Raw genomic sequence first — 20,691 nt, 5'->3', positions numbered from 1 at the left:
CATCAATGATTCAGCCAACTCACACTACTATAACGAGCAAGAAAAAGTTTTATTCCCAATAAATGCAATTTTTCTTTCACTGAAACGTTATAGTAGTACCTAACTAAATGAGAAGTCACTGTAACATGAAATTGAAATCAGTCATTTTAAGTAGTTTGCTGTTTACTTCAAGTACGCTATCAGCTGCGATTATCAAGCCAATAAATGGTGTGATAGAACAGGTAGATCCTGTTATTAATCAACTTGAACCGCGCATAACCAGCCAAGTAGAAAGCATACGCAAACATGAGTTAATCGACGACGCAACAGCCATTGTGACCTCGCTACCCAAAAGGCTAGAGATACTCAATCAGTTACAGGCTCCTGCATTTGTTGAAGTCGATGTTGAGCATGGTTTTCGTGCAGTTGAAAGGCAATGGATAATGCTGGCGAATGAACAGCATCAAGAAAAACTGTTGCAAATTGGCGCGCAAATTATCGTCACTAAACAATACACGTCATTGGGTTTGTCATTAGTGCGGTTTGTTGTCCCGACCAATTACGATTCAAAAGCGCATTTGCAACGTTTACTTTCACTCGATGATGCAGCGTTATTGGACAGAAATCATATTTATCAAGCGCAAAATGGTTCTCAACAAGATGCGTCTTCATCAAAGCTTACAGCAACGTGTGACTGGCCTGTGAAAATTGGCATGATTGATAGTGCGATTGATACGACTCATCCGGGATTTAGTAACACACAGATAAAAACGCAGTCATTTCTTGCAAATGACTTAGTTTCACCCGATTTGCACGGCACTGCGGTTGCTGGCGTTTTGGTAGGTAAGTATGGGCAGCTCATGCCGTTATTAACTGAGGCAACATTATACAGCGCGGCGGTGTTTTATCAGCAGTCTGATTTATCACAAGGGGCGACATTAGCTGCAATAGTTGAAGCACTTGATTGGTTGGTTGCTAACGAGGTGCCTGTTATCAATATGAGTTTTACTGGGCCCGACAACGCTATTTTAGCGGCAGCAATCAATGCTACAGCGGCTAAACAAGTAACTTTAGTGGCGGCTGCAGGCAATGAAGGACCTGCTGCGCTGCCACTTTATCCTGCGGCATACCAACATGTCATTGCTGTCACGGCACTAGATAGCCAAAACCGAATTTATCGCTGGTCAAATAAAGGTGATTATATTGATTTTGCGGCATTAGGCGTCAATGTCATGACGTTAAAAGCTGGGGGGGATCTTGGTCGGGAATCTGGAACCTCTATTGCCGCGCCGCGTATTTCAGCGGCGGCTGCATGCTTAGCGGCAAAGCCAAATGCTTCTCCTAAAAACATTTACCAGGCGTTACAGCAACAAGCGAATGATTTAGGTGAAGTAGGCAAAGATGCGGTGTTTGGACATGGCGTAATCGATTAAAAGCTGGCTTTTAATGACAGCGAAGCAATACTTTGGGTATAGGTGTTTGCTGCCAGCTTAGATTGATAATCGCCGTACTCTGCTTCAGTAACAATTTGCAAAGAGTCAAAAACAGAAAGCTGCCAAAATGCGCTGACTACACTGCGACTTTCATCCCGAGATGGCTCGCTTTGTGTAAGTGGTTGGTTGATAACTTCTTGGTAGTTTTTATCTTGATAGCGCCAGCTTAATCCTGCTTTATTGCTTATATCAAACGCTTTAAAACGATGAGTGATGCCCGTATTTAAGCCCCAACTTTTAAAGTTGAATTGCTCTGAATCAGCACTTTCTCTATCTAAACTAGCGCCTAAAAGAAGCATCGTTTTACCCTGATTAATAAAGTAATACAGGTTTGAATCAAGCCCTAACCCTTTTGCATCGCGCATTGACTGTGTGGCGAATTGTTTATCTGATGCCCTAATTGCAGTACGCAGATAGGTTGTTGGATTAAAGTAATGGCCCACATACAAACTTGCTTGATCCAAGGTTAAAAAAGTTTCTTTTGCTACTTTTGCTAAAGCGCCGTCATAACGAATACCTACATCAGTACCAGAAAGGCTATAGCTAGAATCAAGGCTGTATTGATGCAATGCCAAGTCGTACTGGTCAAGCTGATTATAATTGGTTTGCTCGTATCGATAACTTGGTGTGAACTTAAGGTTGTCAGTTGCATGTAACTCAGCGCTAACGCCAGCTTTAAGTATTGAACCCGTATCACTTTGTGAAGAAATATCATCTAACTCTTTAATGGCTAAATCGGAGTTAGTCGTTAAGCCAATTTGTGCATCAGCATGAAAAGTTGCATCCGAAGCAAATACTTGAATGCTTGTGGTTAACGCACTTAAGGTGATGAGCTTATTAATTGTACGCATAATAATCTCCTAAAGGAGCGCCGGGGGATAACCCGGCACGCTATTGGTTAAAGGCCTAAGTTCAAGCTGTTTTGAATGTTATTAACGACTTCGGTAGTCGTCGCTGCGGATACTTGCTCAGCAACTTGTTGATTGACGCTGTTGCTAACAGTTGATGAAATGGTTTGCTCAACACTACTTTGTACAGAGCTCATTGCAGCTTGTTGTACATTACTAATCAGTGATGATTGCAGGTCATTAGTGATTTGCGAGGCCTGACTTAGACCAGCAGAGCTTAGCTCACTAGGCTCTAAATACGCTAATACATCTGTTTGCTGAGTCAATTGATTTTGCATTGCGTTAGTTGTGTTCGAATTTGTGTTCGCGACGGCCACATTACTAACAGCAGTTGTCGCAGTTGACAGCATTGACTCACCTGCTAGCGCTACGGTATTGGCTGCTTGAGAAGCGCTTGATACTGAGTTTGTTAAACCAAGCTCGGGCATTGTTTCAGCAGGCTGCTGTTCATCGTTTTCAAGCGTTGTTTGATTATTTGCTTGGCCGCTATTTGAACTTTCAGTATTCACACCAACTGATGAATTTTGTGTAGTTGCCGAGCCTGACACTTGAGTTGATTGTATCAGTGTCGTATTCGACGTTGCTTGGTTTGAATCAGTCGAAACTTGACTATTATTTGCTGTTTGCTGCTCAGATGCGACTGATAGTTGCACGTCAGCTGCTGATGAAGCCGCTGAAAAGCCTGTTGCAGTTACGACACAGATTGCGATAAGTGATTGTTTGAAGTTTGTCATTGTCTCGTCCTCTTTTTTGCGAATTGACATAGAGGTAACGAGTGGGTGAAAGGTTTATTCCAAAAAGTTTTTACTTTTTTCAATCAAATTAGCTAACTTATTGAAAGCTATGCAAAGCTTTCACTTTTCGTTCATTCACAGGTCACTAAGCTTTAAACTTTTAAAGAAGCTACTGCAATGAAAACATGTTTAGTTTTAGCCTTATTATTTTGCTCTGGATCGGTTTTGGCTAATAGCGTCTGTGGTGGAACGACTGCCAATGGCTATGTGCGTAATGCAGTAAAACTACCCAGCAAGGGTGATAACTTTACCAGTTACAGCAAAATAGCAGAGCTGGCAGGGCGTACGTATGTTCATTCGCAGGTAAAAAACATCATTGTTGATGCCTACCAAGCGCTCCAGAAATCCTATCCTGATAAACGATACAAATACGCTGAAACGGGCTTAGAAAATGGCGGGAAATTTAGCCCGCATAAAACCCATCAAAATGGTTTGTCGGTTGATTTTATGACACCTGTTATTAACGAAAAGGGGCAATCAGTTCATTTGCCAACACATGTATTTAATCGTTTTGGCTACGATATTGAATTTGATAAACAAGGCCGGTTTGAACAGTTTAAGATTGATTACACTGCTTTAGCAGCTCATATTGTTGAGCTGCATAAATCGGCAACAGCAAAAGGTTACGATCTTTGGCGCGTGATCTTTGACCCAAGCCTGCAAGCTGGGCTTTATAAAACCAAGTATGCCGACTACTTAAAAGAGCATATTCAGTTTTCGACTAAACCATCCTGGGTGCGACATGATGAGCATTACCATGTCGACTTTTTAGTGCCGTGTGAAAAATAAGGCAAGCAAAGCTTGCTCAAATTAAAACAAACTAAACATCACTGAAGCGATTAATAGTATTGCCATTAGGTAGTTAAATGCTTTTAAGCGCTTTGGGCTGGCAAGCCAGTGTTGAAGCTTTTCGCCAAGTAGAGTCCACGAGCTGACACATGGCAGGTTAATTAAACCAAATACGAGGCTTACGATTAACACTGAGGTGAGGTTTTTGTCTGGGGCATATAAGCTTACCGCGCTTAATGCCATTGCCCACGCTTTTGGGTTTACCCATTGAAATAGTGCAGCCTGAATAAAAGTAAACGGCTTACTCTCACTACTGGCTTTTTGTTGTGCGTTACTTGTGGCAATTTTAAACGCCAGATAGAGTAAGTAAGCAATACAAAATACCTTTAATATCAAGTAGCTTGGTGGAAACAAGTCAAATAGCTGCATGATGCCAAGGCCGACTAAAACTAACATCAACATAAAGCCAAACGTTACGCCAAGTAAGTGTGGTGTGGTTCTTTTAAAGCCAAAGTTAGCACCTGAGCTCATCAACATTAAATTATTTGGCCCAGGGGTAATTGATGATACCAAAGCAAATAATGCCAAGGCTGTTAAAATTTCAAAACTCATCGCTATCTCTCCATTTGAATTAAGATGCAATTATAAGTTGTAATGCGCGCAATTTTTGCGCTTAATGTTGTTGTGTATATTTAAAGTTCACAATCAAAAATGAAAAAAGATAAAATTAACGACAGAATATTGCATGAGCTTAAACGCAATGGCCGAATTGCTAATGCCGAGCTGGCAGATAAAGTGGGTTTATCGCCATCGGCATGTCTTCGTAGAGTGCAAGAGCTAGAAAAGCTTGGGGTTATTGCGGGGTATCGGGCGGTTATTAATAATCAGGCTGTTGGCCTTGGGTTTATCGCTTATGTTGGGGTTGGTTTAAATGAGCACTCAACCGTCTCTCAGCGAGCATTCGAACACGCTCTTGAGTTTATTGATGAAGTAAAAGAGTGCCACAATGTAACTGGCTCGTTTGAATATTTGTTGAGAGTTGAGACGGCGGATCTCAAGTCCTATAAAGCATTTCATGCTGATGTACTTGGCTCAATCCCACAAGTACGAACCATTACAACTCATGTAGTGATGGAATCGCCGAAGGATGAACGCGCTTAGTGAATAGGTTTAGAGCCTTTATATAGAAAACGTTTGGAAAAAGGCATTAGCAAGCGCTAGTGCCTTTTTTTTTTAACGGGCAGTTAGCGCAATAATCAGCGGCTACAAGTTGGTAGTGTAAGCAGCAGGTTTTACGCATAAATGTCAGCGTATTGTTTTGATCACTAAAGCGATGTTTACCACATAGCTTTTGCCATGGTTGAAAACGCTTTGCTATAAATTTTATCGATTTGTCTGGCCAGCAAGCGATTAACGCTGCGTGGAAAGTATCACTTTGTAAACGTTTTAATAATCCTTTATTTAGCCTGTATTGCAATGGCACGTTATTATACCAAGCTTGCTGGTGGTCAAATAAATGATTGGCTGCCAGTTCAATCAAATCTGCATTATTAAAAGAGTCTTGTTGAGCCATGATATTTAAATTAGCCAAACCATAAATATGTGAGCCTGTTACCCGCTGCTTAATATTGACCAGATCAGGAATGCAACCAAGCTGCTCTACACAGGCTACTAATAAGTAAATAACTTGCCAGCTCAGTTGTAAATAGAGGTTGATTGCGACATATCCCTCAGTAACATTTGCTCCTCTTAATTTTATAGCGTTAGCTAAATCGGTTAATTGCTTGCTAGTTAAACATTGACTGCTAAACCATTGTTCATCGATTGTTGGAGTTAAGAACGTCAGCAGTGAGCACTGCTGACGTAAGGCTAACTCAAGCTTATTATGCTGTTGTGTTTGCAAGTGCATATTGCGCCAATGGGTTTTGTAAATCACCTGCATACTGCAAGCTTGAAGCTGGGTCGGTAATATCAACCATTTGTTGATTGTTACGCAGCTGTAAGCGGTTTAAGCACGACAATGGGAATGACTCAGCAAATAAATCATGTTCAGCAAACTTGTCTTTAAGTGCGGGATGACTCGCCTGATACTGAACAATTGTATCGGCGACGGCTTGCCAAAACTGTTGTTCGGTCAAAAGGCCATCAGTTACTAAAATTGCCGAAAGGTAGCGGAAGAAGCAATCGAAAATATCAGTAAAAATAGACAACACGGCAACGCCTTCTGGAATGGTTACCTTAATCCGCTTTATTTCATCATTCAGCTCGATATTACTATTTAATAAGGCAATTTCTTCACCAATGTCTTTAATGAATACGCCTACCGGAACATGATTGTTAAATCGAACGATGAGATTTTCACCATGTGGCATAAAGACTAAATCATACTGGTAAAAACAATGTAGCAATGGTGTCATATAAGCCTGTAAGTAGTGGGCTAGCCACTTATCAGCACTTAGCCCCGACTTGGCAATTTTAGCGCTTACAAATGAACGGCCTTCGCTATCGATATGAAGCAGACTTGCCATAGTGGCAAGGCTTTCATTCTCGTCCATGTATTGAGCTGGATTTTCACGCCAAAGAGCCGCCATCATTTTCTTATAAGGATTATCGCCAAGCGCTGGATGAGTGTAATACTGCTCATCAAAGCCAAGGGTTGCGACTTCTCTTAAAGGTTGAAACTTCAGAGATTTTAAATAGCTATCTTGGTTTACTAAGTCGAACAACCATTGATTTATTGCCGGAGTTACTTTCATATAGGCGCTCGATAAGCCCCGCATAAAGCCCATATTTAAAATCGATAAGGCGGTTTTAACATAGCATTTGTGCGGTTTGCTGATGTTATACAGGGTACGAATTGATTGCTGCGGTAAATAACTATCTTGTGAGTAGCCTAAACAGACAATATGTTTTTGCGAGATGTGATAGCTATAAACATGGACTAATTTGTTAAACCATTGCCATGGGTGCATAGGAAATAACAGATAGTCACTTGGCTTTAAACCTTGCTCAGTTAGTGCTTTTTCAAAGCGTAAACGCTCAGCTAAATCAAGCTCATCGGCAATCAAGCTCTCGTATTTATAATCATCGGTACTTTTAAAGGTGGTGTGCTGTTTGTGACAGGCAAGCCATATAATTTGAAATGGGTTTGCGGCTTCTGGGGTATATTGGTGAAAATCTTGTGAGTTAAAACCAATGCGGCCATTGTTGGCAATAAAGCTTGGGTGACCCATGGTCATTTGGGTTTCGATCACTTGAAAATCTGCGTCTGCTAATTGCTGAGCGCTATAGCGATTATTTTTAAATTTAAATGCAAAGCCACTGAGTGTACTTGCGAGTTCTTCGAGATAGGTGCCAAGCATTGATTTATCTATGTTTAACTTGTCATTACACTCAAGTACAAACGCGATAGCGTCTAATGGCTGGCTGTGGTTAAGCGCCATTTTAGTAATGCTATTTGGCTCAACTTGTAGGTGATTAAGCAGCATTGATTCACCTTTAAACTGATAGCTTTGCCCACCCATGGTATGCAACACGTAATGGTTTGGTTTTTCACTGTCGTAGCTAAATAGTCGTTCGTGATAAAACTCACTGAGCATTTTGGCAATCAGTAAACGGTTTGCGTATTGCCACGCTTGTTGGTCTAGATGTGAGGTACTGCAAGATGGCGTTGCTTGTTGCACTGCGGGACCTTGCTGTGAAGTGTCGAAGCGAGACGAAAGATGCTGTAAGTAATTAAAATGATCTTTTTCTAAACTACCTAGTAATGCAGTTTTCTCACTCAATTTAATAACTTTATGATGGCTGAAACCTGCCTTTAAGTTAAGGCGATGAATTTTATGATTGGCTACATCTGGCTCCACAATCACTCGCTCACATGAGAGGGTATTAAACATAAACTCTAACACCGACTGCATAACAGCAAGACTAAACCCTGCCACAGAGAACTGCTTTGGAGCGAGTAAAATATGCATGCCTAAATCGCCGTTTTTAAGCGCTAGGTGGTTCTCAAGTTTTAGTATGTGTGGTTTGTAAATCTCAATTAAAGCAATCGGTGTTTGGTTTATTTCAAGCAAATAGGCTTGTTGAGCCTCATCTTTATTAAGTGTTGTATAAAAATCTAAAATCTCTTCGGGAGAATGTTCCATTGCTCCCCAAAATTGAGCTTGGGGATGTTTAAGCCAAGGGGTAATCGTCGTTAGATCGTGTTCAGGGTTTAATGTTCTGATTTTTACATCACCAAGCAAAGCGTGCTTAATATGAGTTTCAGTAATATTTTTCATAGTCGTGTTCTCTTAAAAATTAATAACTGTGAATAGGGTCTGTTGAGGTATGTTTGTTGCGTAAAAAAAGCAGATAAAACAAACATAAAGTGATGGCAAAGCCAACAGAGCCCGTCAGTAATGGGGTGTTTAGTTCAAAGCGAGAGACTAAATCTCCCGCTAAAAATGAGGCGCAGATGACGCCGATATTTTGCATAAAATGAAGCTTGGCAAAGTCGCTTGAGTAAAAGCGTGGTTCGCTCATTGCAAACAACATGACTTGCAGACGCACGGTCAGTAAAAATAGCCCAATAGCAAATACAACACGGCCGAACACAAGCCATTGCCAGTGTGAGCTAAGTTGTATAAATAGGCCGATACAGCTTAATACAAGTGCATAGGCGATTGTTTTACTGTGTTGATTGGTTGCAGGTTTGTTTTTGGTTGTAATCAAAATGACAAGTGCAACCCAAGCAGGGATAGCAAACACAGCGCCAGCTAACAGTGCATTGCTGAAATCACTTACTTGTTGCCAAAGTAGCGTAAAGTATGGCGTTGCTAAGAACATGCTGAAGTACACGCCCATAGATATAACCCCTAAGCGAATAATGTAGCCAGGGAAACGCTTTCGTTTTACTGATGATGCGGTTAATTCCCGTGGCTTGTAGCTTACTTTTAATAAGTAAATTAAATACAAGCAGAGCATAACCTGTAAGCAGTCGCCCGCAGCCATCACTAAATATAAAAAGCGCGGCTCAATACTTTGAATGATTAAGCCACCTAATAAAGCACCGCCAATACCACCAAAGTGTAAAAGCACACTAAATAAAGCAACGACACCGAGGTGCTGTTGTTTTTCTTCGATACTTAGAACAAAGGGGTAAATAAGCAGGTAACTTGCTTTAAATACCAGCATCAGCTGTGATAACAGCCAAAAGCTCCACACGTTTTCGCTGTAAAAGCACGCAACACCCAATAGCCCAGCCATTATCTGGGTGATCACCCATAAATACAGCTCGTGCACGTGCTGCGCTATTTTCGCCCATACAGGGAAAGCACACATCACAGTGATGCAGCAAACAGCGATATAGGCACCAATGTGATTACTTGATTGCAAACCAAATTGGGCACTAAAAAACTGCGGGTAAAAGGGCAAAATCATGGTGTCGCAAACAACAGATATAATCGTCAGCAGCACCAAGCTTGACTTTAATGCGGGTTGTTTCATGCTATTTGCTTCTGTTTTTCGTTGACAACATCGGGTAAACCAAACTCTTGAAAGGCAATTTGTGTTTCAACAGGGTAGGGTGCATAACCTAAGATTGAGCGCAGAATATGGCTGTTTCGATAGCAGGCCATGCCCAGATCTGGCGTTACAAAACCATGACTGTGCAGCTCAGCATTTTGTACAAACAACCTTTGTAGCTTGTCGATACTATAATTTCGCTCAACAGCAAAGCACCCGTTATCTAGCCAATTTATTTCGCTCATCAAGCCACTTAGAAAATCGGGTAGCTGATAACTAAAGCCCGTAGCCATGATGACCTGATTACTATGTAAGCTAAATTCAGCCTGCTGTTCACTGTGTCTAAAAACTAGTTTACTGCCTTGTTTTTTAATGAGCTCGCTGTTGGTTAGTAACCTTGCACGGTTCACACCTTGAATATCAAGTTGATAGAGCTGATCATAAATCTGATTAATTAACTCTGAGTTGATACCTTTGTATAAATTACGTTGCGTGGCTAGTAACTCCTGTTTGGTGGTCTGTTCTAGGTTATAAAAGTAATCAACATACTCAGGAGAGGTCATTTCTAGCGTGAGTTTCGTGTACTCAAGAGGAAAGAAACGCGGCGCTCGCGTTACCCAATTGAGTTGGTAGTTATGTTGTTTAATATCACACAACAAATCATAAAATACTTCAGCAGCACTTTGCCCTGAGCCAATTACAGTAATGCTCTTGCTATTTACTAATTCATCTCGTTTATACAGATATTCAGTGGCATGGCAGAGCTGTGTATCTTCTGCCTGAACAGCGGGTGGGTAATAAGGTGAGGGACCTGTGCCCAGTACCAAGTGACGACAATAAAGCGTTTTAGTTTGCTTTGCAGATTCGACAGTGAGTACATAGAGCTGCTTAGTGTGATCAAATTGGCTATGAATGACTTTATGACCAAATTGTATGTTACTTAATTGGCTTGCTGCCCATTGGCAATACTGGTTGTATTGCTCGCGCAGTAAAAAGAAACTTTCTCGAATATAAAACTGATACAGCTTACCTTGTTGTTTCGCATAGTTTAAAAAGCTGTATGGATTGGTTGGATCTGCCAATGTGACTAAATCCGACATAAACGGTGTTTGTAATGTAACGCCATCGAGCATCAGCCCTGGATGCCAATTAAATTCATCACGTTGTTCTAAAAATAACGAATCAAGTTTTTCAATTGGCTCAGCTAAACATGCCAAACTGAGGTTGAACGGACCAAGACCCACGGCAATTAAATCGTATACTTTATTCATGGCTAGTTTCCTCAACTTTTAGGCGTGCCTTGATGCTGTAGGCGCAGGCTTTAATATCAGCTGCAATACTTTTAATGTCTTCAATCTGTGTGTTTGGATTAAGTAGCGTGAACTTTAAGTAGTTGATACCTCTAAATTTGGTGCGAGCAATGGCACACTCACCTTGTTTGAATAGCTCATCTTTAATTTGATAATTAAGCAGGTTTAATTGCTCATCACTGAGGTTTTTATCGTTAAAGCGAAACACTAAGGTACTGAGTTCAGGTTGATGAATTAGCTCAAATTCAGGGTCTTGTTTGAGTGCCACATAACTACTACGGGCTAGTGCCATAACAGAAGAAAACACTTTGCCAATTTGTTCGTGGCCCATAATGCGTAAAGTTAGCCAAAGTTTTAAGGCATCAAAACGGCGAGTCGTTTGAATGCTTTTATCAACAAGGTTTGGCGCTGCTTGTGGGTTGTCGTTAAACGGATTTAAATAATCAGCATGATGAGTTAAATGTTTAAATTGCTTTTTATCAGCAACAATAAAAGCACTGCTACTGACAGGTTGTAAGAATGATTTGTGGTAATCTAACGTCACCGAGTCAGCCTGTTCAATGCCATTGAGTAAGTGACGGTGATCGTCAGCGGCAAGTAGTCCACAGCCATAAGCGGCATCGACATGAAGCCATAAATTATCAGCTTTGCACCGCGTTTTTAGCTTATCGATAGGGTCTATTGAACCAAAGTCAGTTGTGCCTGCGGTGGCAACAAGTGCTATCGGAATATTGCCTTGTGCTTTACATTCATCAATCGCTGCATCAAGTGCGGCTAGGTCCATTTTAAACTCTTTATCAACTGTAACCGGAACAACCGCGTTATAGCCAAGACCCAGTAAAGCGGCTGACTTTTGAATACTAAAATGGCTGACTTCAGAGCAAAAAATACGGTAGCGATGAGCATCTGGACCTAAACCAAAATCGCGAATAAGGTGCCCTGATAAGCGCTCTGCTGCATGGTCTCTAGCAAGTAACAATGCCATTAAATTAGATTGACTGCCGCCACTTGTGAATATGCCATCGGCAGTATCACTTAAGCCAATGCGTTCGATACTCCAGTCAATTAACTTTTGCTCAATGAGCGTCCCGCCAGCACTTTGGTCCCAGGTGTCTAACGAAGAATTTATAGCAGTTAATAACTGTTCGGCTATCACCGCAGGGTAAGCAACGGGGCAGTTTAGATGGGCAATATACTTTGGATGATGAAAGTAGACAGCATGATCTAAATACAACGATTTTACTTCATTTAGCGCTTGCTCAACGTTATTGAGAGGTTGATTTAGTTCTACTCTGGCTATTTGTTTACTGAGCTCTTTGTGGCAGACGCCAGAATGAACTTGTTTTGCAGAACGCAGCGCTTGATGGATGAGCGACATTGTTTGCATTGAAGCCATCTCATATTTGAGTAAATTATTTTCGTTAAAAATAAACGCATGGGGCTGTTCATCAACGTTTATTGATGAATGAGCATTAAGCACGGGGGCTAATTGATTCACGACTCAATTCCTTCTTGGTTAATTTGAATCGTGATCGTAATGATAGTGATTATCAATATCAATAATAATAAATTATTAATTTGCTTTACAATTTAATTACTTTTTGTAAGTTGAAGGTGTTTTATTTTCAAATTTATCTAGTAATAAATAATTGCAATTTAGTCATAAATTATGACTAAGTTAGTCCCTTTTTCAGGTTCTATTTGACAGCGTTTTTTGCTTTTTCGATGAAAATGCTCACAAATAAAAGCAATAAAGCCATCATTTAAAAAAACAATAATAGGTAGGTGAGAGGTTTTAAGAGCTAAGTAAACACACTTTGAGCTGCTATAAAATGCGTAAGCAAAGGGAGGGTTCTGCGAATAGTTATTTTAAGAAAGACTGTGTCAAAAAGTGGGTGAGGATTAAATTAATTGAAAATAATCTTGCCATTGCTCTTTACGAGAATGGCAACAGGAACTTCAGCTTATAAAAACACATAAGCAGCGGGGAGCAGCATACCGCTAATGACTAATACAGAGCGGCTGCCCCATGGGCTATTTTTACCTTTGATCATAAACAAGCCGCTGATTGCTAAAAACAGCAGCAGCCCAGCAAAAATATCAGAAAAAATAACCCACGATTCGTTTGTCTCGTTCAAGTGTAAACGGTTAAATGCTTGAAATACATGACGAGGCTCAATGGCTTCATAGCTTATGATATCTTGATTGAGTTTAAGGCTGAGGTTGTTACCGTTTTTTAAAAACACCTTAAACTCTTGCGGCGACACCCAATAAGAGGCCTTTACCGGCTCGCTTACATCAGCATGGGAGATAATTTGCTCAATCAACAACTCGTCATTATCTAATTGCCAAGTTTCATCGTTCACACTGATTTTCTGGTGGCTTACTTTGTAGTTTGGGTTCCAATCATCTTTGTGGTTCACTGCAATGCCAGAAACCGCAAAGATAATCACTAAACCAACACAAAAGTAACCAATATCGCGGTGTAAGTTTCTGTTTAACTTAAACCAGTTGATACTTGATTTATTACTCAATGATTTCAACTCCGCTCGGTACGAGCTGATAAATAGCCATTGCTTCAGTCACTGAGTTTGCATCAAAGCTTTCGCCGGCTTGCTGCGCTTTGTGAGCAAGTAGCGCTTTAGTGCGGCCAAGGCTAAGCTGAATTTTATCGAGCTTACCAGTTACGATAGCTTTACTGCCTTTAGCCGTCATCGGGAATACCATGTCGCCATCTTCAACTTTGATACGTAAGTTTTCAAAGCGTTTGTCAGATGCAAGCGTCATCCAACAACCACGTTTTTCGCAAACCCCAGTGATAGTCCCTTCCACGGTAATTGGACTTGCAAGGTAATCGTCAGGTGAGGCCATAACCGTCGAAATTTTAATGAGTTTGTCACTGTCGACTGGATTGCCAAACTGTAAGCTAAAGGCGTGTTGGCTAAAGCTTAAAAGCGCCAATGAAAATGCAATAAATGTTTTTGATTTTAGGAACATAGCGGTTGCTTCTTGAAATAAAATTAAGCCTTAGTTTAAGCGATTTATGTGTATGATTAAAGCTTAATGAGATTAAAAATGATTTGCAATTATATCAAGCCTAGATCAATTGCTTTTAATGCTGCACGGGTTCTATCACGTACATCTAGCTTTCTGAGAATAAAAGACACTTGATTACGGATAGTCCCTTCAGACTTATAAAGTGCCTCGGCGATTTCACTATTTGAATAGCCTGCAGCGATTAAATTGAGCACTCTAAGCTCGCTTTTACTTAATTTATCAGGAGTTGCTAAAGAAGTATCGGTTGTTTTAGTGGGCTTATTCAAAATTCGCTCGGTGATCGCAGGAGCTAGCGCTGAGCCACCTTTAGCAAGTGTTTCGATGGCGCTGACCAAGCGCTCTAAATTAATATCTTTTAACGCATAACCCTTAGCGCCATAGCGAATACATTCTAGCACTTGTTCACTATCATCAAAGGTCGTGAGTACCAGTACTGGTTGCCTCAGCTGTTGTGCTTGCATACTTTTCAGTACGCCAATACCGTCTAGAATAGGCATGCGAATATCAAGGAGTACAACATCAATAGAATGTTGCTTGAGCATCTCAAGAGCCGTTTGGCCATTGTCAGCCTCAGCCACGACTTGAATACTTGCTTTAAGGGCGAGTAAGCTTTTTAAGCCTTCTCTTAATAATGTTTGGTCATCAACGAGTAATACCCTAATCATTTTTTACGCCAAAGTATGTGGATTAAGTTTATGAGGTAACGTTGCAGCAATCGCAAACCCATTATTATTTTGTTCAAACTCGATTGCCCCTCGCACTAAAGCTAAGCGCTCTTGCATGCCTGTTAAGCCATTGCCTAAGTTCAGCTTGGGCATTTCGCCGCCGTTATCATAAATAATGAGATGCACTGAATCAGCTTGGAGGTCTAAGCTTACCGACAGCTCGGTCGCATCACTGTGTTTAATACAATTCGTAATCGCTTCTTGCACAGTATGAAATAACGTTTGTGCCAATAACGTATCACTTATTTTTATATTTTCATCGTAATTGAGTGTGACATTTAAGCCTGTAACATGGCTGCACAGTGAATTAAGCGATGCATGTAAATCAATGGTTTGGTTTTCTCGCATTGACGAGACAGAGTCACGCACATCATTTAATAACAAGCGGGTAATTTGCTGTGCTTTAGTTATGTGTTTTGGTGCTTCATGATTAGCACAGTGATTGGCGACTTCTAAGTGAATACTGAGTCCTGTAAGGTGGTGGCCAAGGGTATCATGTAAATCTCTGGCAATACGAATACGTTCATCGCGAGTTGCGGTATCGTTTAAAAGCGCTTGAGTTGCTTTTAATTCACGTAATAAATGGGCTGCTTGTTCTTTGGCTTTACGCTCAGAAATAAGCCGAGTAGCAAAGCGATAGGCAAAGCTATTGTATAAAGTGAAAGCCAACCCGTTGAGCAATACAAATTGCTTATCAAAGCCATAGTGAAGCGTCAGCGCCATCAAAAAAGGCAGGCAAATGAGTAAATAGAGGCTGGCTTTGTTTGGCTCGTAATCGCTGAATTTAACTAAGAAGATGATCAATAGAATTGCAACAAAGCCAATATTAAATAGCCACATCAATAGCACAACATTAGCGATAGTGAAGTTCAAAATACGGGTTTGATAGTGCTTAAATCGTGATCTGAAAAACTCAAAATAAATTAAAAAAGCAAAAAAGCTTATAAATAACACACTGATCAAAAACGTATTTATTGTACTAAAACTTAGCTGCGCTGACTCTGCTCTTTGCGACCAAGCGTGCAGAGTATAAATAAACACAAACCCCCAGGTGATTGCTGAGAGTATAAAATCGCTTCGATGTATCAACGTTTGCAAGAGTTTGTTCATACGCTTAGTTTAATCCGCAATTATTCGTTTATGTATATGACAAATGTCACGATTAAATATGTGACATTTGCAGCAAGTCAGTCCTAATGGTGAGGCGTTAAACTGCATTAAAACACCAATATAGGGACATTATCATGACCAAACATGAATTTCTGCGAAATAGTCTTTTTTCTTATCTGTTGATTGCAACTTATTGTTTAGCAGCATTATTTGTTGATGATGCCAAGGCCGATGAGCAATCACAGCAATGGCAAATGGAGGTCGGTGCTGCACAATTGGCTATTGATACAGCATGGCGAGATCACGATATTCAAACCATGGTCTTGCCATACTTCAACGCCCGAAAAGGCAACTGGCGCATAGGGCCTAAATATGGCTTAGTGCAATATGCCTTTTTACAAGGCGCAGAATTTGAAGCGTCAATGGGGCTTAGTCTCCGAGATGAAACCTACGATAGCAGTTTAATCTTTAGTGATGAGTTGTCGGATGATGAGGTTTTCACTGACTATAAAGACGGCAAAGGTGAGCTAACTTTCAGAACTCAGCTGCAATATAAACAGCTTTTTGTTCGTTTAGCGCAAGATATTTCGAATCACTCCGATGGACTTACGTTTCTTGCCCGCTATAACCTACCGATTTATGGCCAAGGATTAGGGTTACAGCTAAGTGCTGATCTCGGTTTTTATTGGCAAGATAAAAAATACACTCAATACCTGTATGGCATAGCTAATGGCAATATCGCCCCTGAGTTTGGCAGATATGAATATCAGCCAAGTGCAGCCCTTAACCCATTCACCTCGCTAAACCTGACTTATGTTTTTAATGAGCAGTGGTCTGTTTTTACGAGCTTGCGGTATGAGCAACTTGACTCAACTATCAAAAAAAGCCCGCTCGTGGGAGAAACTGCCAAGCAGCAATTCACTGCAACTATAAATTATCGTTTTTAGAAAAAGGGATGAGCAATGAATTATCTACTGAGATTATGCATTTTACTCTTACTAACTGGTTGCAATAGCGCTGAAGAGGAAGTGTTTGACGAAGACGATTTATACCAAGGTGTCTATGAAAGTGACTATTATGTTTATAACTTTAGCGAGTACCCGGTTGATTTTTATATGATGAACCTACGAAACAACACACCAACAAGCGCAATTTATAAGGAGCAGAACTTCCAACAATCAATCGATGGCTACGGTGGTTTTGAAAAGCTTAACTTTAAGCGTTCTGTGGTCGGAAAGGTTGGCTTTGCAGCTTTTTATGATGCTGAAATAAAAGCTCATCTACAAAAGTGGGTTGTTAGTGATATAGCTAATTATGTGATCATTTATATGGATGGCGAAACGCTGAAACTGGCTTTTTTAGCACGCACTGAGGCTGTAGATAGTGGTGATTACCCTGTGGTTAGGCTGGTTAGTTTTATCGGCAATACGAACTACAGCTATAAACTTGCTAATAGTGAATTAACTAAAGCAACAGCAACAGCTTATATACCGTTAACTCATTGCGCTAGTGACTTACAAATTGCCGGTTTTGAATTTGATTTTTGTAACTTAGAGCAGCGTGGTTACTTAATTGTGCTGCTACCTAATGAGCAACTAGCAATCATCAAAGAGTAGTGCTTTATGACAATTTCGTGAATATTGTGATAATGTAACTTTTTATAGTTTCATTGCTATATAATGCCTTTTTTATTTGTATGATAAAGCTGGTTTTGAGCTTGGAGTTAGCATGGTTTCACGTCGAGAATTTTTAGTAGGGGCGGGCACATTAGCCTTTTTAGGATTATCAAAAAGTGCCATAGGTAAAGTGTCGTTAGGTGATTTAAAAACAACGGCTGTGGGCTTTGGTCCGTTAATTCCTGATCCAGATAAATTGCTCGACTTACCCGAGGGCTTTAGTTATCAAGTAGTTTCAAGCCTAGGTGAGAAAATGTCTGATGGGTTTACAGTACCGGACAAAGCTGATGGCATGGGCTGTCTAGCGCTTGGTAATGACCGTGTTGCATTAGTGCGAAACCATGAGCTGAAACCAAAAGACTTAGCGAAAGCTGAAGCAAGTATTGCCAATCATAAAACACCTCTGGCTTTTGATACTAACAGTGACGGTGTGGCGTTACCGGGTGGCACAAGTCATATCATTTATAACTTAAAAACCCATCAAAAAGAGCAAGAGTACTTGTCATTGGTCGGCACTATTCGTAACTGTTCTGGCGGTATTACGCCATGGGGCACCTGGCTTACGTGCGAAGAAACCACAGATACTAAAGCCGATGGATTTAACCAAGATCATGGTTATATTTTTGAAGTACCCGCAAATAGCAAAGGCTTAATTAAACCTGAGCCATTAAAAGCCATGGGTCGATTTAACCACGAAGCGGCTGCCGTTGATCCGCGTACGGGCATTGTTTATTTAACTGAAGATAAAGGTGATAGCGTCTTTTATCGTTTTATTCCAAATGAATATGGCAAGCTGCATAAAGGCGGGCAATTACAAGCGATGGTGGTAAAAGGTAAGCCACAATTCGATAGCCGTAACTGGAATAATAAAGCCATGGGGCTACATCAAGAGCTTGAGGTTGAGTGGGTCAATCTAGATAATCCTGAAAGCCCGAAAGACGACCTACGCCTGCGCGGATACAAACAAGGTGCAGCACTGTTTGCTCGCGGTGAAGGTATTCACTGGGGTGATAAAGAGCTTTATTTTTGCTGTACCAATGGTGGTAAAAAACAACTTGGTCAGGTTATGAAATATCAGCCATCAGAATTTGAGGGCACAGATAAAGAAGCACAGCAACCTGGTAAGATCTCGTTGTTTGTAGAAAGTACTAGCAAAACTCTCTACAACTTTGGCGATAACCTAACCGTATCACCTAATGGTCACTTAATTGTTTGTGAAGACCAATACACCGATGTGGTTGATAATCATCTTCGTGGTGTGACACCCCAAGGCCAAGTTTATAATTTTGCCCGCTTAGTGGCGCAAACTGAGCTGGCTGGTGCCTGTTTTTCACCCGATGGTAGCACTTTGTTTGTGAACGTTTACTCACCTTCAAAAACACTTGCTATAACAGGCCCATGGCATCAATTTAGTGTTTAATTAAAGTCTATTTTAAATAGCCACTGCGAGGTGGCTTTTTTTGTATCACGAAATTTTTGTTCCTCTTTTTATAATCAGCTGTTCTAGTTAGAATCACTTTGTTTCACAGGAAAATAATAATAAAACGAAAATGGAGTTGATATGTCTGTTACTGAGCAGAGTCGAGAGCAAGTTAAAGCAAAACTAGTTAAGCAAAGTCCACTTGCAGCCGCAATCGGCGTAGCGTGCTGGAGTATCCCAATCATTATTTTATGGATCACAGTATTTTCAATTAAAAGTGCTATTGGGCCAGTAATGTTAGTGATTAGCGGCGTACTCGTTGGCCTAGCCGTTCGTATTCATGGGCGTGGCTATGATCGTATCTTTTCAGTTATTTCACTTATTGCATACCTATCTGTAATCGCTGTTGCGCTCAGTTCAGAGGTTTTGATCAGCGGTACATTGTCTTTATCAATTTATGCTTTGTTATTTGCACTTGGCTCTTGGTCAGCAGCATTTATTGCACGTAAAAGCATTCCATTTATTGACCATAAGTTATTTGCTGAGGTGTATGAATCGGGGGAGCTGGCAGGGTATAAAAAAATTAAAAATCATTGGTTGGTAGTATTACCGAGTACCCTAATTGCTACATCATGTTTGAGTTTTGCAGGCGCCGTTGGTGCATTTGCTCACCAGCAGTATTTGTTTGTTGAAAAACAGGTGGAGCAAGAGCAACATCAAGCAGCTAAGTTTAGAGCAAAACATATTCCAACAGATGATGAGTTTCTTGCAACCTTGTCTGACAAAAAAGCATTTAGCTATGCTTTTGCCTACTATTCGGGTCGTCACTTTGATGAGCGAGGCGTTTATCAGGGGAATTTTCCACAAGATACATTTAAATCAGAAACTATTTTACGTTATCTCGTTGAACATAAAAATGAACCTAGAGCGCAATTTATTCTGGGAAGAATGCTTGCTTTTGAGCGTGGTGAAGCACTCATGGCAAGCTCAAGGCAGAGCGGTGATCAGTTCGCTCGGCTATATGACATTTATCAATTCGGTTGCCATATAGATGCAAAGCAAGGACGTACGCTATTGCAAAGCTTTAAAAAACTCGTAACAGAGCAGTCGGTGATCATCGATATTCAGCAAATGCAGAGTAATGATTTTCGTGATTATTGCGACATTCTAGATGACACCGAATTTGATTACCGTTATATCCGTGATTACAAAAGCTAATCCCCAAGGTCACTAATTATTAGTAACGGAAAGTTCTTTGCTGAGCGGGGCTGCCAATCTGCAAACTCAATATTACTCACATTCAGTGTATTGAGTGCTTTTTTTGAGTAGCTCCAGCCTCTGGCTTTTTGTGCCACAGCTGCAGGTTTTAGCTCTTTAGATAAACCAATCGTTAGCAAGTCATGATTAACTCCGCGTTTTGCATAAAAGGCTTTTTCACGAGCCATGGCTTTTGCGATTATTTCATCGTATTGAGTGCGCAAAGCCTGCCACTTGGTTGTTTTTTCTGGCTCTTTTAAATGGCTTACCATGGCATCAATATCGCTATCTCGCCAGCGAGCTGAAGCGGCATCGCCGTGCCAACCGACAATGGCGTTCTTAGCTATGGTGGTAGGGTTTCCTGCAAGTAATACGTAATTAGCACACGACGAAAAGCAAAATTGTTTTACATGAACTTTTAAATTATGCGCCAAAATCAATTCGGCGAGATCCATACCTAAATCAATGTTTCCGCCACCACTGGTGATTTGTATGCTGTTTATGTTTTGCTGCTCAGCCAAAAGCTGTGCAACATGTTGATTGTTTTTGGCATTAATTTCGCCTTGATAAATAATGCGCTGCTCGCTCAGTGACACACCGGCAAAACTTAACCAAGGGATGATTAAAAATAGACTAAAAAATACACGTAACATAAAACGCTAACC

At 40.7% G+C, this 20,691-nt stretch carries 20 protein-coding genes; 7 read left to right on the top strand and 13 right to left on the bottom strand.

Features of this window, described 5'->3' with window-relative positions:
- Positions 1-125 precede the first annotated feature (125 nt).
- The gene (locus tag IRQ78_RS17135; protein WP_228482668.1) at positions 126-1,412 is read left to right on the top strand and encodes a S8 family serine peptidase; all 1,287 of its coding nucleotides are present in this window, start codon (positions 126-128) and stop codon (positions 1,410-1,412) included.
- Here the strand turns inward: IRQ78_RS17135 and IRQ78_RS17130 are convergent.
- The gene (locus IRQ78_RS17130) at positions 1,409-2,323 is read right to left on the bottom strand and encodes a surface lipoprotein assembly modifier (protein ID WP_194442758.1); all 915 of its coding nucleotides are present in this window, start codon (positions 2,321-2,323) and stop codon (positions 1,409-1,411) included. The genes IRQ78_RS17135 and IRQ78_RS17130 overlap by 4 nt on opposite strands.
- Before the next feature lie 47 nt (positions 2,324-2,370).
- Positions 2,371-3,114 carry a hypothetical protein gene (locus IRQ78_RS17125; RefSeq protein ID WP_194442757.1) on the bottom strand — a complete coding sequence of 248 codons (744 nt, stop codon included), beginning with the start codon at positions 3,112-3,114 and terminating at the stop codon, positions 2,371-2,373.
- A 225-nt stretch (positions 3,115-3,339) separates the two neighbouring features.
- Here IRQ78_RS17125 and IRQ78_RS17120 point away from each other — a divergent pair, with 225 nt between their 5' ends.
- Positions 3,340-3,963: a penicillin-insensitive murein endopeptidase gene (locus tag IRQ78_RS17120; protein ID WP_323741636.1), complete on the top strand. Its 624-nt coding sequence runs from the start codon at positions 3,340-3,342 to the stop codon at positions 3,961-3,963.
- Positions 3,964-3,984: 21 nt separating this feature from the next.
- On the opposite strand, the gene IRQ78_RS17115 is transcribed toward IRQ78_RS17120, so the two are convergent.
- Entirely contained in the window at positions 3,985-4,575 is a 591-nt protein-coding gene (locus tag IRQ78_RS17115) for a LysE family translocator (protein ID WP_194442755.1), read from the bottom strand.
- 99 nt (positions 4,576-4,674) lie between these two features.
- Here IRQ78_RS17115 and IRQ78_RS17110 point away from each other — a divergent pair, with 99 nt between their 5' ends.
- Positions 4,675-5,124, top strand: a complete 450-nt coding sequence (locus tag IRQ78_RS17110) for an Lrp/AsnC family transcriptional regulator (RefSeq protein WP_054551870.1) — start codon at positions 4,675-4,677, stop codon at positions 5,122-5,124.
- Between the two features lie 46 nt (positions 5,125-5,170).
- On the opposite strand, the gene IRQ78_RS17105 is transcribed toward IRQ78_RS17110, so the two are convergent.
- The 9 genes from IRQ78_RS17105 to IRQ78_RS17065 form a co-directional block, all read right to left on the bottom strand.
- Entirely contained in the window at positions 5,171-5,872 is a 702-nt protein-coding gene (locus tag IRQ78_RS17105; protein ID WP_194442754.1) for a (2Fe-2S)-binding protein, read from the bottom strand.
- A complete protein-coding gene (locus IRQ78_RS17100) occupies positions 5,847-8,246 on the bottom strand; it encodes a GNAT family N-acetyltransferase (protein WP_194442753.1) in 2,400 nt (799 codons plus the stop codon). The genes IRQ78_RS17105 and IRQ78_RS17100 overlap by 26 nt, the downstream gene beginning before the upstream one ends.
- 19 nt (positions 8,247-8,265) lie before the next feature.
- On the bottom strand, positions 8,266-9,453 hold the full coding sequence (locus tag IRQ78_RS17095; RefSeq protein ID WP_194442752.1) for an MFS transporter: 1,188 nt from the start codon (positions 9,451-9,453) through the stop codon (positions 8,266-8,268).
- Entirely contained in the window at positions 9,450-10,742 is a 1,293-nt protein-coding gene (locus tag IRQ78_RS17090) for a lysine N(6)-hydroxylase/L-ornithine N(5)-oxygenase family protein (RefSeq protein ID WP_194442751.1), read from the bottom strand. The genes IRQ78_RS17095 and IRQ78_RS17090 overlap by 4 nt, the downstream gene beginning before the upstream one ends.
- Complete coding sequence (locus tag IRQ78_RS17085; RefSeq protein WP_323741634.1) at positions 10,735-12,279, bottom strand: pyridoxal phosphate-dependent decarboxylase family protein; 1,545 nt, start codon at positions 12,277-12,279, stop codon at positions 10,735-10,737. The genes IRQ78_RS17090 and IRQ78_RS17085 overlap by 8 nt, the downstream gene beginning before the upstream one ends.
- A gap of 466 nt (positions 12,280-12,745) precedes the next feature.
- A complete protein-coding gene (locus tag IRQ78_RS17080; RefSeq protein WP_194442750.1) occupies positions 12,746-13,315 on the bottom strand; it encodes a PepSY-associated TM helix domain-containing protein in 570 nt (189 codons plus the stop codon).
- Positions 13,308-13,778 carry a DUF4920 domain-containing protein gene (locus IRQ78_RS17075; protein WP_054560702.1) on the bottom strand — a complete coding sequence of 157 codons (471 nt, stop codon included), beginning with the start codon at positions 13,776-13,778 and terminating at the stop codon, positions 13,308-13,310. Before IRQ78_RS17075 ends, IRQ78_RS17080 begins: the two co-directional genes overlap by 8 nt.
- Positions 13,779-13,867: 89 nt before the next feature.
- Positions 13,868-14,503, bottom strand: coding sequence for a response regulator (locus tag IRQ78_RS17070; protein ID WP_054551862.1), 636 nt, complete (start codon positions 14,501-14,503; stop codon positions 13,868-13,870).
- A gap of 3 nt (positions 14,504-14,506) precedes the next feature.
- On the bottom strand, positions 14,507-15,604 hold the full coding sequence (locus tag IRQ78_RS17065; RefSeq protein WP_194442749.1) for a sensor histidine kinase: 1,098 nt from the start codon (positions 15,602-15,604) through the stop codon (positions 14,507-14,509).
- Between the two features lie 203 nt (positions 15,605-15,807).
- Here IRQ78_RS17065 and IRQ78_RS17060 point away from each other — a divergent pair, with 203 nt between their 5' ends.
- The 4 genes from IRQ78_RS17060 to IRQ78_RS17045 all read left to right on the top strand — a co-directional run bounded on the left by IRQ78_RS17060 (position 15,808) and on the right by IRQ78_RS17045 (position 19,987).
- Positions 15,808-16,620 (top strand): MipA/OmpV family protein, encoded by an 813-nt coding sequence (locus IRQ78_RS17060; RefSeq protein WP_194442748.1) that lies wholly within the window; start codon positions 15,808-15,810, stop codon positions 16,618-16,620.
- A gap of 15 nt (positions 16,621-16,635) precedes the next feature.
- The gene (locus tag IRQ78_RS17055) at positions 16,636-17,289 is read left to right on the top strand and encodes a hypothetical protein (RefSeq protein WP_194442747.1); all 654 of its coding nucleotides are present in this window, start codon (positions 16,636-16,638) and stop codon (positions 17,287-17,289) included.
- 112 nt (positions 17,290-17,401) lie between these two features.
- Entirely contained in the window at positions 17,402-18,769 is a 1,368-nt protein-coding gene (locus IRQ78_RS17050) for an alkaline phosphatase PhoX (protein ID WP_194442746.1), read from the top strand.
- 141 nt (positions 18,770-18,910) lie between these two features.
- Positions 18,911-19,987, top strand: a complete 1,077-nt coding sequence (locus IRQ78_RS17045) for a hypothetical protein (protein WP_187489949.1) — start codon at positions 18,911-18,913, stop codon at positions 19,985-19,987.
- On the opposite strand, the gene IRQ78_RS17040 is transcribed toward IRQ78_RS17045, so the two are convergent.
- A complete protein-coding gene (locus IRQ78_RS17040) occupies positions 19,984-20,679 on the bottom strand; it encodes an ATP-dependent Clp protease proteolytic subunit (protein ID WP_194442745.1) in 696 nt (231 codons plus the stop codon). The genes IRQ78_RS17045 and IRQ78_RS17040 overlap by 4 nt on opposite strands.
- Positions 20,680-20,691: the final 12 nt, after the last annotated feature.

It is taken from the genome of Pseudoalteromonas simplex, assembly GCF_015278155.1.
GTDB classification, from domain to species: Bacteria; Pseudomonadota; Gammaproteobacteria; order Enterobacterales; family Alteromonadaceae; genus Pseudoalteromonas; species Pseudoalteromonas simplex.
This window is presented reverse-complemented; position numbering and strand designations above follow the sequence as displayed.